Here is a 14,762-nt window from a genome sequence, read left to right on the forward strand (position 1 = left end):
CCCACGATGAGCGAAAACACGAGCCGCGATACGGACGTCATGCGCGCAGCGCAGTTGCACGCGGCGCTCATGTCTTTCGGCGTCGATGCGCACGCGCGCGTGCTGGCGGCGCGGCTCGTCGTCGCGAACGAGCAGATCCGGGCCGCGCAATGAGGGTGCGAGAACCGCTCGCGTTCACGTTCAAACGCTCGGGCGCGCGCTGGGCGCTCGGGCTCGCGATCGTCGTCGCGCTCGCGGGACATGCGCTGTCGCGCTACGACATCCGCTTCATCGATTCGCTCGACGCGATGATCTACGACGCGAAAGTGCGTCTCTTCATGCCGCGCACGACGGACGCGCGCATCGCGATTCTCGATGTCGACGAGAAAAGCCTCGCCGAACTGGGCCGCTGGCCGTGGGATCGCGCGCGCATGGCGGCGCTCGTCGATACGCTGTTTTCGCGCGAGCGCATCGCGGTGCTCGGCTTCGACATGGTGTTCGCGGAAGCCGACGCGAGTTCGGGCCTTGCCGTGCTCGACGAACTCGCGCGCGGCCCGCTCGCCGAGGACGCCGCGTACCGCAAGACGCTCGATGCGCTTGCTCCGCGCCTCGATTACGACCGCCGTTTCGCCGATGCCCTTGCCGGTCATCCCGTCGTGCTCGGCTTTTACTTTTCGAATCGCGATGCATCGAGCGGCGCGATTCCATCGCCCTTGATGAGCGCGCGCGCGTTCGGCACGCATCCGCTCATGCTCTTCGACTGGACGAGCTACGGCGGCAATCTGCCCGCGCTGCAACAGGCGGCGAAGCGCGCCGGATACTTCAATCCCGTGATCGATTTCGACGGCTCCGTGCGCCGCGTGCCGCTCATCGCGGCCTATCGCGACGGCGTGTACGGCGCGCTGTCGCTCGACGTGATCCGCGCGCTGTTCGGCGACGCCGCGGTGACGCCGGTCTTCGACGACGCAACCGATCCCGCCGCGCCGCTCGCGGGACTCGCGCTCACGACGCCGCGCGGCACGCGCACGATTCCTGTCGATGAAAACGGCGCGGCGCTCGTGCCCTATCGCGGCCCGACCGGCAGCTTCCCGTATTACTCCATCGCCGACGTGCTCGGAGAGCGCATTCCCGCCAACGCGCTCGCGGGCAAGATCGCGCTCGTCGGCACGACGGCGCCGGGCCTGATGGATCAGCGCACGACGCCCGTCGGCGAGGTTTATCCGGGCGTCGAGGTGAACGCGAATCTGATCGGCGGCATGCTCGACGATACGATCCGCTTCGAACCCCCGTTCGCGTCGGCGTTGCAGGCGTCGATGCTGGCGCTCATCGGACTCGCGATGATCTTCCTCTGGCCGTGGCACATGCCCGCGCGCGCGACGATCTTCACCGCGATGTTGCTCGCGCTCGTCGTCGCGGCGGATCTCTTCGCGTTCGCGCGGCTTCGCTGGTCGATCCCGGTGGCGTCGCCGCTGCTCGCCGCGCTCGCGCTCTACGTGCTCAACATGTCGTACGGCTACTTCGTCGAGGCGCGCGCGAAACGCCATTTCACCGCGCTGTTCGGGCAATACGTGCCGCCCGAGCTCGTCGAGGAAATGAGCCGTCATCCGGAGGACTACAGCATGGCCGGGCGGCGCGCCGAGTTGACCGTGCTGTTCTGCGACGTGCTCGGCTTCACGGCCATCGCGGAGACGCTGGAGCCGGAAGCGCTCGCGCGTCTGATGAACGAGTATCTCGGCACGATGACCGAAGTGATCCGCGCGCATCGCGGCACCCTCGACAAGTACATCGGCGATGCGATCATGGGTTTCTGGGGTGCGCCCGTCGACGATCCGGATCACGCGCGCAACGCCGTCGCGGCGGCGCTCGGCATGCGCGCGGCGCTCGTCGAGCTGAACCGCACGCTCACGGCGCGCGGCTGGCCGACGCTGTGGATCGGCATCGGCATCAATACGGGGCCGATGACCGTCGGCGACATGGGCTCGCACGTGCGCCGCGCCTACACCGTGATGGGCGATGCCGTGAATGTCGCGGCGCGGCTCGAAGGCCTCACGCGGCGCTTCGATATCGACATCATCGTGGGCGAAGCGACGCGCGAACGGGTGACGGATATCGCGTTCCGCGAGATCGATCGCGTGCGCGTGAAAGGACGCGTCGCGCCGATTGCGGTGTTCGAGCCGCAGCCCCCGCACGAACACGGCGATGCGCTCACGCGCTGGCACGCGGCGCTCGCGCACTATCGCGCGCGCGAGTGGGACGAAGCGCAAACGCTACTCGCGACGCTCGCGGCGCAGTATCCTGAGCGACAGGTGTACGCGATGTATCGCAGGCGCATCGATGCGCTGCGCGGCATTGCGTTGCCCGAGGACTGGGATTGCGTTAGCGAATTCGACACGAAATGAATCATCATGAACGTTCGGGTACTCGGCTGTAGCGGCGCGATCAGGAGCGGCGGCGACGATGCGGGCGATCGCGGCGGCACGACGGCGCTGCTCGTCGACGGCGACATCATGATCGATGCCGGCACGGGCGTCGCCGTGCTTACCGACGACGAACTCGCGCGTATCGATCATGTGTTTCTCACGCACTCGCATCTGGATCACATTGCGTATCTGCCGCTCATGATCGATGCCGTAGGCGACGCGCGCGATAGGCCGCTCGTCGTTCACGCGAGCCGCGCGACGCTCGACATACTTCAGGCGCACATCTTCAACAATCTGATCTGGCCGGACTTCACGCGCATTCCTTCGCCCGATGCGCCGGGCGTGCGCTTCGAAGCGCTGGAGGTCGGCGAATGCTTCATGCTGAACGGGCGCACCGTGACGGCATTGCCCGCGCGGCATACGGTGCCGTCGATGGGGCTGGCGGTGTCGAACGCAACGGCGTGCATCGCGTTCAGCGGCGATACGACGAGCAATCCCGAGTTCTGGGCCGCCGTGTGCGCGTTGCCGGGACTGCGCCATGTGATCGTCGAGACCGCGTATCCGGATGCGCAGATCGCGTTGGCGCGTGCGGCGCATCACTATTGCCCGAAGCTCATCGCCGATGATCTGCGTGGCCGCGCGATGAAAGCCGAATTGCTGATTTCGCATCTGAAACCGCCGCACGGAGCGCAGATTCTGGAAGAACTGCGCGCCGCGTTGCCCGATGTGTCGCTGCGTGCGTTGCGCGCGGGCGAAGTGCTGACGTTGTGATGTTCAACGCGAACCCGCTGCCGCACGACGCTCGATGCTGATCGGCGTGACGTTCGCCGGCGCCGATGTAACCGCGGCCGGCAGCAACTCGCCTCGCACGATCGCCCGCACCGTTCCCGCGATCATGAGACCGATCACCACGTTGGCCACGACGAACGCAGCCGGTGCGATCCACGTCATCGGGCCGGCGGCGCCGCGTTCGAGCATGCGAATAGCCATCGTCGGCAATGCGGCGGCACCGAAGCTGAAGGCCCAGTACGAAGGCGTGAACGCGCGTTGGCGAATCCAGGGCACGAGGCGCGCGAGCATCAGCGCCTGATAGAGACCGTAGCCGAGCAGCATGTATGCGAACGTATCGGGTACGCCGTGCGTGATCGCGAGATACGACACGCCTCCGACGACCGGCGGCGCAAGCTGGATGCCGAGCGTAGGGCGCAATGCTTCGGGCAGCGGTTCATGCACGGCGGCGCGATGCAGCACGATCGATTCGATCGCGAGCCACGAGAACACGCCCGCGCCGAACAGCAACATGCCGATTTGCGTGAAACCGAGCCCGGCCGCCGCCGTCGCCGCGACGAAGCTGGGCGCGACCGTCGGAAGGTAGATGGCGGGCGTCGTCAGCTCGGGCTTGCGGCCGCCCTGCCAGAACCGGCCATGCAGATACGCGCCGAGCGCGAGCGAACTCGCGACGCCGATCGCGAAGAGCGCGATCGCGAGCGGCCGCGAATAAGGCTGCACGGCTTGTGCGACGAGCATCGCCGATACCGGCACGAGCGCCGCGAACGAAGACTGCACCGGATGACGCATTTCCGCGATGGCCGCATCGCGCTGGACGAGCCACTTGCGCCCGTATGCGACGAGCACCGCGATCCAGACGACGAGCGCGCCCGCCGTCAGCCATGCGGGCACCGCATCGGGAATCGCCCACACGCGAGCCGCCGCGCGCCATGCGCCCGCGAGCGCGAGCCCGCCGACCGCGATGCCGAAGAACGCAGCCGGCATCGGCGCGCGATTGTTCGTACCATTGTTGCTGTTCATTGCCCTTCTCCTTGATTTGCGTCGTTGGAGAAAGGTTAGTGGCGACGGCCTTCCGCGCGAATGCCGCAGCGTCTCATTGCGCTGCGCGCGCGTCTCAATCAGTCGCCGCCGCGCAGCTTCACCGCGATTTCGTGCCAGTCCTCTACCGCTTGTTTCAGCTCGCGGCACAGTCTCGGATCGAGCGCATCGAGACGCGACCACAGACGATCGAGCGTCTTCTCACGGGCTTCGTACACGGCGACCGCCGCGACTCTGCTCGCGCCCGACAGACGCGCCTCGGCATCGGCGCATTCCATGTAGAGATGCGCGAGATGCGGATCGGCAAGTTCGACGGGACGCAGGTGAACGGCAGTGAAGCGTGACTTCATGGTGGTTTCCCCGGCTCTTCTTGTTATCGGCGCGCGCTTTCGCATCGCGGTTGCGCGACAGTATGAAGGGCCGGGAAATGCGCCGACAAGCTAAAACGCGTGCGTTCTGTGCGCTATGAAGCGATAGACGTGTTCGGCGTCGCTCACCTCGCGACGAACGCATCGATATGCCGCGCGAGCTCGCTCGGATACCGGAACATCAGCGCGTGTCCCGCGTCGCTGACCACATCGAGCGTCGCGCGCGGAATCTTCTGTTCGAGACGGCGCGCGTTGGTATCGGCAAGCACATCGTCGTTCGCGCCCGCGATGAAAAGAAAACGCGACGCGCCAACGGCAGCGGGGAATAATAGGCGGCGAATTGCGCGCGTTCAACAAGAGCTTAAGAACAAGGAGTTAAAGCAGATGAATCGATTCTTCCGCTTGTGCCTTCTTCCCGCCGCTGCATTCGCGCTCGTCGCGTGCAGCACGCCTGTCGAGTTTTCGGCGAGCGCGAATCCGCCTTCATGGAATAACGACGGCGATGCCGATTTCAGCGGCATGGACAACGCGATGTCCGCATGCAAGGGCGCCGCGAAAAGAGCCGGCGCGGGCCGTTGCACGCAGGTGCGCGCCTACGAGGCGTGCATGAAGGACAAGGGCTACATCACCGTGCTCGGGCCGGAGAATCCGCCGAACTGCGGCCAGCCCGATTGGGAACAGGACGTACGAAAGTGGCTCGAATAAAGCGCTATTTTCGGTTTGCCATGCGCATGAAGAGCACGTACAGGAGCGCGCCCGCCACCGCGCCGATCAGCCAGCCGAGATTGTTCGGCGGCAGGAGCTTGAAGAACTGCGTCGACAGTTCCCAGCCGACCGAGATCACGCCCGATACGATCAGCGCCGCGAGCCCGACCTTGTTCCATCCGCCGTCGTAATAGAAGCGTCCGCCGGGCTGCATCGAATACAGTTCGGCGGTCCTCACCTGCTGGCGCTTCACGAGGTAATAGTCGGACATCATCACGCCGTACATCGGCGCGAGCACGGCGCCGAACACGGACACGAAGATCGTGATCGCCTTCGGGCTGTCGACGAAGATCCACGGACACACGAGCACCGCGAGTATCGACGCGATCAGGCCGCCCTTCTTGAAGTCCACATGCTTCGGAAACAGATTGGCGATGTCGTACGCGGGCGACACGAAGTTCGCGACGATATTGATGCCCATCGTCGCGATGACGAAGGTGACGCTGCCGATCGCCACCCACACCTTGTTCTCGATGCGCGATACGATTTCGACCGGGTCCATGATCATCGTGCCGAACACTTTCTCGCTGCCCGCCGTGACGATCACCGTGATGATTGCAAACGCAACGAAGTTGAACGGCAGCCCGAGGAAGTTGCCGATCTTCATCTGCCGCTCGCTTTTCGCGAAGCGCGAGAAGTCGCCGAAATTCAGAAGCAGCGCGGCGAAATAGCTCACGACGAGCAGGATCGCGTTGATCATCGCGTGAAGTTGCTCGTCGCCGGTCAGCACCTTGCCCGAGAGCGTGAGATTCAGGCTGCCGAGACCCGCGCGATAGAGAATCCATCCCATCAGCACGAACATCACGACATACACGGCCGGCCCGCAAAAATCGATGAACTTGCGGATGATCTCCATGCCGCGCTGAAAGATGACGAGCTGCAGCAGCCACATGAAGAGGAAGCTGACCCAGCCGAGCATGTCGAGCCTGAGAAAGCTCGTATCGCGCCACGCGGCGACAGACGGCACGAAGAGCAGCAGCAAGGTCGCGACGGCCTTCGACGCGAAATACGTCTGCACGCCGTACCACACGATGCCGACCACGCCGCGAATCAGCGCGGCGAGATTCGCGCCCATCACGCCCATCGAGACGCGCGCCATCACCGGGAAAGGAATGCCGTGTCTCAAGCTCGGCTTGCCGACCCAGTTCATCAGCACATACACGATGAGAATGCCGATGGTCAGCGCGAGCAGCACCTGCCAGCCCGAGATGCCGAGCAGAAAGAGACTCGCGGCGAAGGTGTAGCCGCCGACGCTGTGCACGTCCGACATCCACATCGCGAAGATGCTGTAGCCGTTCCAGGTGCGCTTCGCGCGCGGCACGGGCGCGAGGTCGTGGTTGTAGAGGCGCTCGTCGGCGTTGACGATTTCGGCATCGGCACCGAGCGCGGCGGCGTCGGCGGCGGAGGTTGCGTGGGATGCGGCCATCATGTCCTCCAGTGCCTTCGGCGGGCTCGAGTTATGAACCTAGATTAATGCATCAAAAAGCGAAAATGAAACGGCGTGCGCGTTGCGTTGCGACGCATTAAAGTCGTCCGTGCGCCTGCCGTTATGCTGGCCATGAGAAAAAAACGCCTTCACTCCCGGGATATGAACAACGCCTTCGCCGCCGCAGCCGAGGCGCTCGCGCTCTTCTGCCGGCTACGTAACGTCGATGCCGCCGACCTGAGCGCGTGCGAAGTCGATGTCTTCCTCAATCTCGCATTCGAGGAAGCCGCGCAGCAAGCAGCCGCACGCATCGAGGCGCGCCGAACAGGCTGAAGCGTGCGGACCTTCGCTACGGGTGCGGATCTTGCTCGTCCACAAAGGATGGCCAGCGATCGCGCCGCGGAGGTTCCATGTCGAAGATTCTCGGCCCTGTGCTGGGCCCGCAGGTGAGAAGCGTGGCGCGTCATCCGTTCGGCTTTGCGATGCGCACGTTCAAGGCTTTTCGCGCCAATCAGGGCCTGCTGCTCGCGGGCGCGGTCGCGTATTACGCGCTGCTTTCCATCGTCCCGCTGCTGATCCTGATTGTGATCGTGCTGTCGAAATTCGTCGGGCAACAGCAATTGCTCGACACGCTCGCGCATCTGCTCGAATGGCTCGTGCCGGGCCAGGCGCACGCCGTCGTGGGCGAGCTCGCGAATTTTCTTGCGCATCGCGCGGTGCTCGGCTGGCTGCTGCTCGTCACGATGATCTTCTTCAGTTCGCTTGCCTTCACGGTGCTCGAGAACGCGATGTCGGTGATCTTCGTGCATCGCGTCGCGGTCAGGCGGCGGCATTTTCTGCTCTCGGCGCTCCTGCCTTACTGCTACATCCTGTTTCTCGGCGTCGGCATGCTGATCGTCACGCTCGTGTCGAACGGCCTTCAGGCGATGGGCAGCAACAGCGTCGACCTGCTCGGCGTCGAGGTGTCGCTCAGGGGCGTGTCGCGGCTTTTGCTGTATCTGCTCGGCGTCGCGGGCGAGATCTTCGTGCTGACGTCGATCTATCTCGTGATGCCTGTCGGCCGGCCTTCGCTGCGGCTCGCGCTGCTCGGCAGCGTGACGGCCGCCGTGCTCTGGGAAATCACGCGGCATGTGCTCGTCTGGTACTTCGCGACGCTCTCGCAGGTGAGCGTCGTTTACGGATCGCTGACGACGTCGATCGTCGTGCTCTTCAGCCTCGAAGCGCTCGCGACGCTGCTTCTATTCGGCGCGCAGGTCATCTCCGAATTCGAGCGCTTCGGCTCCGAGGCCGATGCGCCGCCGCAGCCCTTCACCACCGGTTGAACGCGCCGCAGCATGTCTTCGCGACGCGCGTGCGCTACAGTGATGCGCCCTCATTCCAGCGCCGCCGATGTCGACACCCACACGCTCGCACGGCACGCGCATCGCGCTCTTCACCGTCGTCGCGATGATCGCGTTCGCCGGCAACTCGCTGCTGTGCCGCCTCGCGCTCAGGGGCGCGCGCATCGACGCGGCGAGTTTCACGCTCGTACGCGTCGCGTCGGCGGCGCTCGTGCTGTGGATCATCCTGCTCGCGCGCGGCGCGCCCGGCGACGACACGCGACGCGCCGGAAGCTGGGTATCGGCATTCGCGCTGATCGCGTATGCGGCGGCGTTCTCCTTCGCGTACGTTCGGCTCGCGGCGGGCACCGGCGCGCTGCTGCTCTTCGGCGCGGTGCAGGCGACGATGATCGGCTACGGCATCGCGACCGGCGAGCGTCTCGCCGCGGCGCAATGGCTCGGCCTGCTGCTCGCGCTCGCCGGTCTCGTGTGGCTCGTGCTGCCGGGACTCGCGGCGCCCGATCCCGCGTCGTCCGCACTGATGATCGCGGCGGGCATCGGTTGGGGCGTCTATTCATTGCGCGGACGGGGCCAGTCCGATCCCGTCGCCGCGACGGCCGGCAATTTCCTGCGCGCGCTGCCGTTCGCGATCGCGGTGTCGGCGCTCGCGCTCGCGTTTGCGGGTACGGACGCGGATGTCTCGGGCCTGGCCTACGCGATGACCTCGGGTGCGTTGACCTCGGGGCTCGGCTATGTCGTCTGGTACGCGGCGTTGAAAGGATTGAAGCCCGCGACGGCGGCCACGGTGCAATTGAGCGTGCCGCTCATCACGGCGGCGGGCGGCGTGCTGCTGCTCGGCGAAACGCTGACGATGCGGCTCGCGGCCAGCGCGGTCGCGATTCTCGGCGGCATCGCGCTCGTCGTGTCGTCGAAGCCCCGATGACGAACTGTGGCGCGCGTTCCACACGCAAACGGGTGCCATGCGCGTATGTGCGGCACCTCACATACGCGCGGGAACTTCCTCTGAAGAATGATGCATGCACCGCACTTCAAATCGGGGCAGGAACGGGAAATGCTGACGTACTGGCCGAAGTTGCTTCGCCGTCGCGACACGCAATGAGGTGAAATCGCCGTGCAACGGTGCGCCGGACCGCGCCACGGCAGGCGCGCCGCGCATCGGGCGCAATGATCCGCAGCGTCGTTCCAACGCCTCCTCGCCGCCCCTGATTGTGGCGATATGTGGCGCGAGTTACATTGTTTGGCAAAAAAGGGCCGGCGGCAGATGCTGAACCGGCGACCGGCTGTTACGTCCGACGAAGCCGCATCGCGTTTGATTGTTCATATGATGGGACGCGCGAGGTGAAGCATCGGGCCGGACGCGCGCTATAAGTCCGCGCTGGTCCGCTGTCTGACGAATAGGTTCTGGAGAGCGCTGTCATGCCTCAGCACGCAAAGCTACCCGAAGAGAGCATCGCGGAACGCGCAAGTCCTGCGAATGATCCCACTGTCACTCACTTGCCCGAGACTGCAATCGATTACGACGACGAACCCGGCCCCATGCGCGCGCCGCTGCGCTTCGGGCGTCTCGCGCTGTGGATGGCGTCGGCGAGCGCGCTTGGCATCGGCGTGCTCGGCACGGTCGCGTACGGCATGTGGTTCAACCACGATCAGCGCGTCTATGCCGAGGCGATGGCGAGCGCGCGCCGCACGCTCGGCATCGATCAGCCGGTGATTACCGCGCAGACGCAATCGGGCGGCGCCGTCGAAACGCCCTTGACCGCCGCGCCCGGCAGCGCGATTCCGTACTCGTCGAACGACGGTCCGACGGCCGCGCCCATCGACACGGCATCGCTCGCGGACAACGCACCCGCCGCCGATCCCGCCGACGAAACCACCGTCGCCAACGCTGGCGCTGACGGCTCGGGCGCGGCCGCCGCCGCGGCGCTCGCGACGGCTTCCGCGCAACCTCTGGCGCAACAGGTGCAACGCCGCGGCACGCCGTCCGCGACGCAGCGTGCGGCCGTCGATCGGAGCAATCGCGCCGATCAGTACGCGCAGGCACGCAGGCATCAGGCGCGCGCGAACGCAAGGCAGCAGTCCGAAGGCGGACTGTTCGCGCGCGTGGGCGCGTTCTTGCATCGAGTGAGCTATCGACACAATGTTCCGACCCGTCAGCGAGAGGAGTATTCACGTCCCTGAGGAGACGCTGGCGAGCCGTGCGCGGCACGCGATCATGCGCTTGCGCCTGCGCGTGCCCGGCCCCGCGCCGCTCGCTGGCGCGGCCTTGCTGTGTCTGCTGATCGGGCTGCTGTTCCTGGCGTTGCAGGTGCGCGCGATCTTTTCGGCGCAACTGCAGCAGGAGTACGTCGGGCTCGTGCTCGAAGCGGTCGAGCGCGCCGATACCGCCCGCGCGACCGCGCTTTCCCTGCAGAACACGCCCGCGAGCGATACGCAGCGCCAGGCTGCGTATCGCGAGGCGCGCATCGAATTGGCCGGGCGGCTCGCGGCGCTGCATGCGCTGGTGTCGTCGAGTCCGATGTCGGCGCCGTCGCTGCCTTCCGCCGTGCTCTCGCCTTCCGCCGCGCTCGGCGAGGCCAGCTCCGCGCTCGATTCGGCCTACGCCTGGTGGCGCGCGGAGCGCGATCGCACGAGCGCGGACGTGCGCGAGCGCATCCTGAGCGTGTCGCATACGCTGATCGCGTTGTCGGCGATCGTATTCGGCGTGCTCATCACCGCGCTCGGCATGTATGCAAAACGCAATCGGCAGCTTCTCGGCATTTCCAATGAATTCGAGCAGGCGTCGTTGCACGATCCGATGACGGGCCTGCCCAACCGGCGCAAGCTCTTCGCGGCGCTGGAAGAAGCGGCGAATGCGCTCGCGAGCGGCGCGCGCGGGGCGTCGCGCATCGCGGTGCTGTATATCGATCTCGATGGCTTCAAGCGCGTCAACGACACCCACGGCCACCGCATCGGCGATGAGTTTCTGATTGCGGTGTCGCGGCGTTTTCGTCAGGCGGTGCGCGGCGGCGATCTGGTCGCGCGTATCGGCGGCGACGAATTCGCGTTGCTCGTGCGCGAGTTTTCGAGCGATGGCGAGCTCGCGGTGATCGCGCAGAGAATCATCGCGTGCGTCGCGGAAACCGACGCGCAGATGGGCTTGTCGATCGTGCGCGCGAGCGTCGGCATCGCGAGTTTTCCGGATCGTGTCGACGATTACTGGCGGCTCGTCGCCGCTGCCGACGACACGATGTACACCGTCAAGCGCAACGGCAAGAACGGCTACGCGTTCGCGTCGGCGCCGTCCGCCTGACGCTCGTTCCTACGCGGCGGCGCGCAGGTCTTCTTCGCCGCCCAGCGCCTCGGTCAGCGCCGACAGCATGCGCGCGAGTTCGCCTGTCATCAGGATGAAGTCGGATTCGAAGCGCTCGTCGTCGTTCGACGCGGTCGGATCGGCGGCTTCCTTGATGACGTCGAGCGCGCTCACGCGCTTCAATGTGAGCGATGGCGTCAGCACGTACGACACGCGGTCGTCCCACGTCATCGCGAGACGCATGCACTGCTTGCCCGCTTCGATATGGCGGCGCATGTCTTCCGTTTCGAGCGCGTGACCGACGTAGCGGACGGTCGCGTTGCCTTCGCCGGTCGAGCGCAGTTCCGTATCGCGATCGAGCGTGAAGCCCGCGGGCGCGTCGCCGGAAAGCAGCCATTCGGTCATCGCCGAAACGGGCGAGCGCGCCGTGCGGACGCTCGCGAGCGGCAGATCGGTGACGGACTTCACCAGCAAGCCGATGATGTCGTCGCACAGCGTCGCCGACGACGAATCGATCGCGAGCCAGCCGTTCACCGGATCGATCCACACGCGCGTATCGCGGCGGATGCTGAAGGCGCGCGGCAGGAGTTCGTCGGTGATCTGTTCCTTGAGCTCTTTCATCTGCTTGCGGCCGGGTTTGAAGCCCTGCTGCTCTTCGAGCTCGGCGGCGCGTTCCTTCACGAACTGCGTGACGACGGATGCGGGCAGCAGCTTCTTTTCCGCGCGATAGACGATGAGCATCTGACGGTTCGCCGTGTAGACGAGATCATCGTCGCCGCGCGGCGAGACCCAGCCGCGCCGCTCGTTCTCGATGCTCGACGCCGCGGTGAACGCGAGCGGCGCGAGCCATTGCTGCATCTGCTGCGGCGTGACGGACCAGTGTGCGGGAAGACGGTGAAGCTGAAGATTCTTGAACCACATGGCGCGGGATTTCGATGTAGTCGGAAAGGGGCGCCATTCTATACGAGTGCGCGTCAGTCGTTCGCGCGCCATTTTTGCGGCACGATCCGCCATTGCAGATTCACGCCCGCCGCGGCGAGCAGGATCAGCGCCGCGCCGGCCACTTGCAGCCACGCGAGCCGTTGCCCGAACGCGAGCCAGTCGACGACGATCGCCACCACCGGATAGATGAACGACAGCGCGCCCGTCGTCGCGGTCGGCAGCTTCTGGATCGCGCCGTACAGCAACACGTACATCAGTCCCGTGTTGACGACGCCGAGCACGACGAGATCGGTCCAGCCGCCGATCGTCGCGGGCATCGCATCGAAGCGCGCGAACGGCGCGAGCATCGCGATGCCGAACAACACATGCAGCATCGCGATCAGATGCGGCGGCGTGCCCGCGAGGCGCTTCGTGACGATCGACGATATCGCGTACAGAAAAGCCGCGCCGAGCGCATACGCAATGCCTTCGAGATACTGCCCCGGCATCGCGAGCACGAACGGCTCGACCCGCACCACCATCACAAGGCCGATGAACGCGACGCCGAGCCACGCGATCGTCGATACCGACACGCGCTCGCGCAACACGAGCGCGCCCAACGCGACCAGCATGAAGGGCTGCGTGTTGTAAACGGTCGTCGCCATCGAGATCGACGCGCGCGAATACGCGGCGAAAAGCAACAGCCAGTTGCCGACGATCGCCACGCTGCCGAGCGCGACGAGGCCGATCATGCGCCACGAGAAATAGCGCCTCTTCAAGAAGCCGAGCGCCGCGCACACGGCGATGAGCGTCGCGCCTCCGAACACGCAGCGGAAGAACACCACGTTCCAGGGCGTCTGCCCCGACGACACCACGAGCCAGCCGATCGTGCCCGACATCAGCATCGCGAGCGACATCTCGATCGCGCCGCGACGCAGTTCATTCGCACGCGATGCGCCGCCAAGCCGCGCATCGATTCTTTCGCTATTCATTTCGCGCCCGTCATGCAAGTTTCGATGGCTTCAAGTCTATCGATGCGCATCGCTCGAAACCATGCCTAAAATTAGGCTCACGCATCTTTCGACCTTTGAATCGAAGGCCATCATGGGAAAACACCTGAGCAACCCGCCGCAAGCGGGCATCGACGCAATCGATCGCGAACTCATCGCCGTGCTTGCGAGCGATGGACGCATCGCCGTGAGCGAGCTTGCGAAGCGCGTCGGCCTGTCGGCGCCGAGCACCGCCGAGCGCATGCGGCGCCTCGAGACGCAAGGCGTGATTCGCGGCTTCACCGTCGATATCGATCCGCGCGCGCTCGGCTACACGCTGCAGGCGATCGTGCGCGTGCAGCCGCTGCCGGGGCAATTGCATCTCGTCGAAGAAGCGATAAGGCGCATTCCCGAGTTCGTCGAATGCGACAAGGTGACGGGCGACGATTGCTTCGTATGCCGCCTCTATCTGCGCTCGATCGAGCATCTCGACGACATCCTTTCGCGCGTCACCGAGCGCGCCGCGACGAGCACGGCCATCATCAAGGCAACGCCGATCGAAAGACGCCTGCCGCCGCTCTGCTGATCGCTGCGCGTTTTTACCTGCAGAAGAACGGGGTTACACTTGAGTCGCCTAAAACCGCATCACAGCTATGCGCGCGAGGAGCGAACATGAGTGACTTCGACGCCAACCGCACCTTCCGCGGACTTCCGCTGACACCCGAGCAAGATGCCGAAGTGCGGCATTACATCAAGAAGAAAAAGCAGCGCGACGAGCCGTGGGACACGCCGGAACTCGAGGCGATGCTGCAGGACATGCTGGAGCCGCCAGGCGACGAAGACGGCCCCGCCGACGACGAAACCGACGAGGAAACGCGTTCGGCGGCAGAGCGCGCGTCCGCGTTCATCGACGAAGGCATGGACCCGATCGAGAACAGCGAGGAATGGCACGCCGCAATGGAGGCCGAAGCGATGAAAGGGCCACGACGCTAAGGCGTTTCTCGCGCCGCGCAAAAAAGAAAGCGCCGGTCGATGCCGGCGCTTCATCCCTCCACTTCGCGCTTCACATTTCGCGCTTCACACTTCGCATCTCACTGCACGTTCAATGCCTGTGCCGCCAGTCGCGCGGCGGATGCGTATCCAGCCAACGTGCTTTCGGAGTATGGATATGCGGATGCCGGTGATGCATCACGATAACCACCGCGACGCATAGCACCAGGACGAGTCCCGCCATCAGGCTGATCATTGGCTCGGCCATCGCTACCTCCTTTCTTCGACAGGCGATGCCTGTATTTTAGGCGCTGTTTCGCGCGACGAATCACGCCCCGCGCGCACATGCTTCGCATGAAAGCAGCTAAGTCATCGAAAGCATGACGTGTTCCCATGTCCTATAGTGCTTTAGCACGTTTGGTTTGAAGATCCACGAAATCAACCGGGA

General features: G+C 65.2%; 18 protein-coding genes. 11 read left to right on the plus strand and 7 right to left on the minus strand.

The window, feature by feature from the left end:
- Positions 1–6: 6 nt before the first annotated feature.
- From NCS02_RS07640 to NCS02_RS07650, 3 genes are read left to right on the plus strand one after another with little or no spacing between them, the layout of a single operon-like run.
- The gene (locus NCS02_RS07640) at positions 7–153 is read left to right on the plus strand and encodes a hypothetical protein (RefSeq protein ID WP_160297415.1); all 147 of its coding nucleotides are present in this window, start codon (positions 7–9) and stop codon (positions 151–153) included.
- Positions 150–2,378 (plus strand): CHASE2 domain-containing protein, encoded by a 2,229-nt coding sequence (locus tag NCS02_RS07645; protein WP_250518206.1) that lies wholly within the window; start codon positions 150–152, stop codon positions 2,376–2,378. Before NCS02_RS07640 ends, NCS02_RS07645 begins: the two co-directional genes overlap by 4 nt.
- A 6-nt stretch (positions 2,379–2,384) precedes the next feature.
- On the plus strand, positions 2,385–3,170 hold the full coding sequence (locus NCS02_RS07650; protein ID WP_008349584.1) for a 3',5'-cyclic-nucleotide phosphodiesterase: 786 nt from the start codon (positions 2,385–2,387) through the stop codon (positions 3,168–3,170).
- 3 nt (positions 3,171–3,173) lie between these two features.
- Here the strand turns inward: NCS02_RS07650 and tehA are convergent, their stop codons facing one another.
- The 3 genes from tehA to NCS02_RS07665 form a co-directional block, all read right to left on the minus strand.
- A complete protein-coding gene (gene tehA, locus NCS02_RS07655; protein ID WP_250434733.1) occupies positions 3,174–4,208 on the minus strand; it encodes a dicarboxylate transporter/tellurite-resistance protein TehA in 1,035 nt (344 codons plus the stop codon).
- A 98-nt stretch (positions 4,209–4,306) separates the two neighbouring features.
- Positions 4,307–4,576, minus strand: a complete 270-nt coding sequence (locus tag NCS02_RS07660; RefSeq protein ID WP_250518207.1) for a hypothetical protein — start codon at positions 4,574–4,576, stop codon at positions 4,307–4,309.
- A gap of 143 nt (positions 4,577–4,719) precedes the next feature.
- Positions 4,720–4,863, minus strand: coding sequence for an alpha/beta fold hydrolase (locus NCS02_RS07665; RefSeq protein ID WP_250518208.1), 144 nt, complete (start codon positions 4,861–4,863; stop codon positions 4,720–4,722).
- A 115-nt stretch (positions 4,864–4,978) separates the two neighbouring features.
- Here NCS02_RS07665 and NCS02_RS07670 point away from each other — a divergent pair, with 115 nt between their 5' ends.
- On the plus strand, positions 4,979–5,299 hold the full coding sequence (locus tag NCS02_RS07670; RefSeq protein WP_034474202.1) for a hypothetical protein: 321 nt from the start codon (positions 4,979–4,981) through the stop codon (positions 5,297–5,299).
- Positions 5,300–5,303: 4 nt separating this feature from the next.
- Here the strand turns inward: NCS02_RS07670 and NCS02_RS07675 are convergent, their stop codons facing one another.
- Positions 5,304–6,785 carry an NCS1 family nucleobase:cation symporter-1 gene (locus NCS02_RS07675; RefSeq protein ID WP_033537166.1) on the minus strand — a complete coding sequence of 494 codons (1,482 nt, stop codon included), beginning with the start codon at positions 6,783–6,785 and terminating at the stop codon, positions 5,304–5,306.
- Positions 6,786–6,947: 162 nt separating this feature from the next.
- Here NCS02_RS07675 and NCS02_RS07680 point away from each other — a divergent pair, with 162 nt between their 5' ends.
- The 5 genes from NCS02_RS07680 (at position 6,948) to NCS02_RS07700 (ending at position 11,414) form a co-directional block, all read left to right on the plus strand.
- Complete coding sequence (locus tag NCS02_RS07680; RefSeq protein WP_160172930.1) at positions 6,948–7,118, plus strand: hypothetical protein; 171 nt, start codon at positions 6,948–6,950, stop codon at positions 7,116–7,118.
- Positions 7,119–7,195: 77 nt separating this feature from the next.
- Positions 7,196–8,107 carry a YihY/virulence factor BrkB family protein gene (locus NCS02_RS07685; protein WP_008349578.1) on the plus strand — a complete coding sequence of 304 codons (912 nt, stop codon included), beginning with the start codon at positions 7,196–7,198 and terminating at the stop codon, positions 8,105–8,107.
- Between the two features lie 67 nt (positions 8,108–8,174).
- Positions 8,175–9,047, plus strand: a complete 873-nt coding sequence (locus NCS02_RS07690) for a DMT family transporter (protein ID WP_250439766.1) — start codon at positions 8,175–8,177, stop codon at positions 9,045–9,047.
- Between the two features lie 494 nt (positions 9,048–9,541).
- Positions 9,542–10,303 (plus strand): hypothetical protein, encoded by a 762-nt coding sequence (locus NCS02_RS07695; RefSeq protein ID WP_250522967.1) that lies wholly within the window; start codon positions 9,542–9,544, stop codon positions 10,301–10,303.
- Positions 10,304–10,337: 34 nt separating this feature from the next.
- On the plus strand, positions 10,338–11,414 hold the full coding sequence (locus NCS02_RS07700) for a GGDEF domain-containing protein (protein WP_034474195.1): 1,077 nt from the start codon (positions 10,338–10,340) through the stop codon (positions 11,412–11,414).
- A gap of 9 nt (positions 11,415–11,423) precedes the next feature.
- Here the strand turns inward: NCS02_RS07700 and NCS02_RS07705 are convergent, their stop codons facing one another.
- Positions 11,424–12,335: a recombination-associated protein RdgC gene (locus NCS02_RS07705; protein WP_033537178.1), complete on the minus strand. Its 912-nt coding sequence runs from the start codon at positions 12,333–12,335 to the stop codon at positions 11,424–11,426.
- Between the two features lie 53 nt (positions 12,336–12,388).
- Entirely contained in the window at positions 12,389–13,327 is a 939-nt protein-coding gene (locus NCS02_RS07710; RefSeq protein WP_250518210.1) for a DMT family transporter, read from the minus strand.
- A gap of 112 nt (positions 13,328–13,439) precedes the next feature.
- Between NCS02_RS07710 and NCS02_RS07715 the strand changes: the two genes are divergently transcribed.
- Both NCS02_RS07715 and NCS02_RS07720 read left to right on the plus strand, forming a co-directional pair.
- Positions 13,440–13,910, plus strand: a complete 471-nt coding sequence (locus tag NCS02_RS07715) for an Lrp/AsnC family transcriptional regulator (RefSeq protein WP_250518211.1) — start codon at positions 13,440–13,442, stop codon at positions 13,908–13,910.
- A gap of 86 nt (positions 13,911–13,996) precedes the next feature.
- The gene (locus tag NCS02_RS07720; RefSeq protein ID WP_008349571.1) at positions 13,997–14,317 is read left to right on the plus strand and encodes a hypothetical protein; all 321 of its coding nucleotides are present in this window, start codon (positions 13,997–13,999) and stop codon (positions 14,315–14,317) included.
- Positions 14,318–14,426: 109 nt separating this feature from the next.
- Here NCS02_RS07720 and NCS02_RS07725 read toward each other — a convergent pair whose 3' ends face one another.
- The gene (locus NCS02_RS07725; protein WP_167354197.1) at positions 14,427–14,582 is read right to left on the minus strand and encodes a hypothetical protein; all 156 of its coding nucleotides are present in this window, start codon (positions 14,580–14,582) and stop codon (positions 14,427–14,429) included.
- Positions 14,583–14,762 lie beyond the last annotated feature (180 nt).

The organism is Caballeronia sp. NCF2, assembly GCF_023631205.1.
GTDB classification, from domain to species: domain Bacteria; phylum Pseudomonadota; class Gammaproteobacteria; order Burkholderiales; family Burkholderiaceae; genus Caballeronia; species Caballeronia zhejiangensis.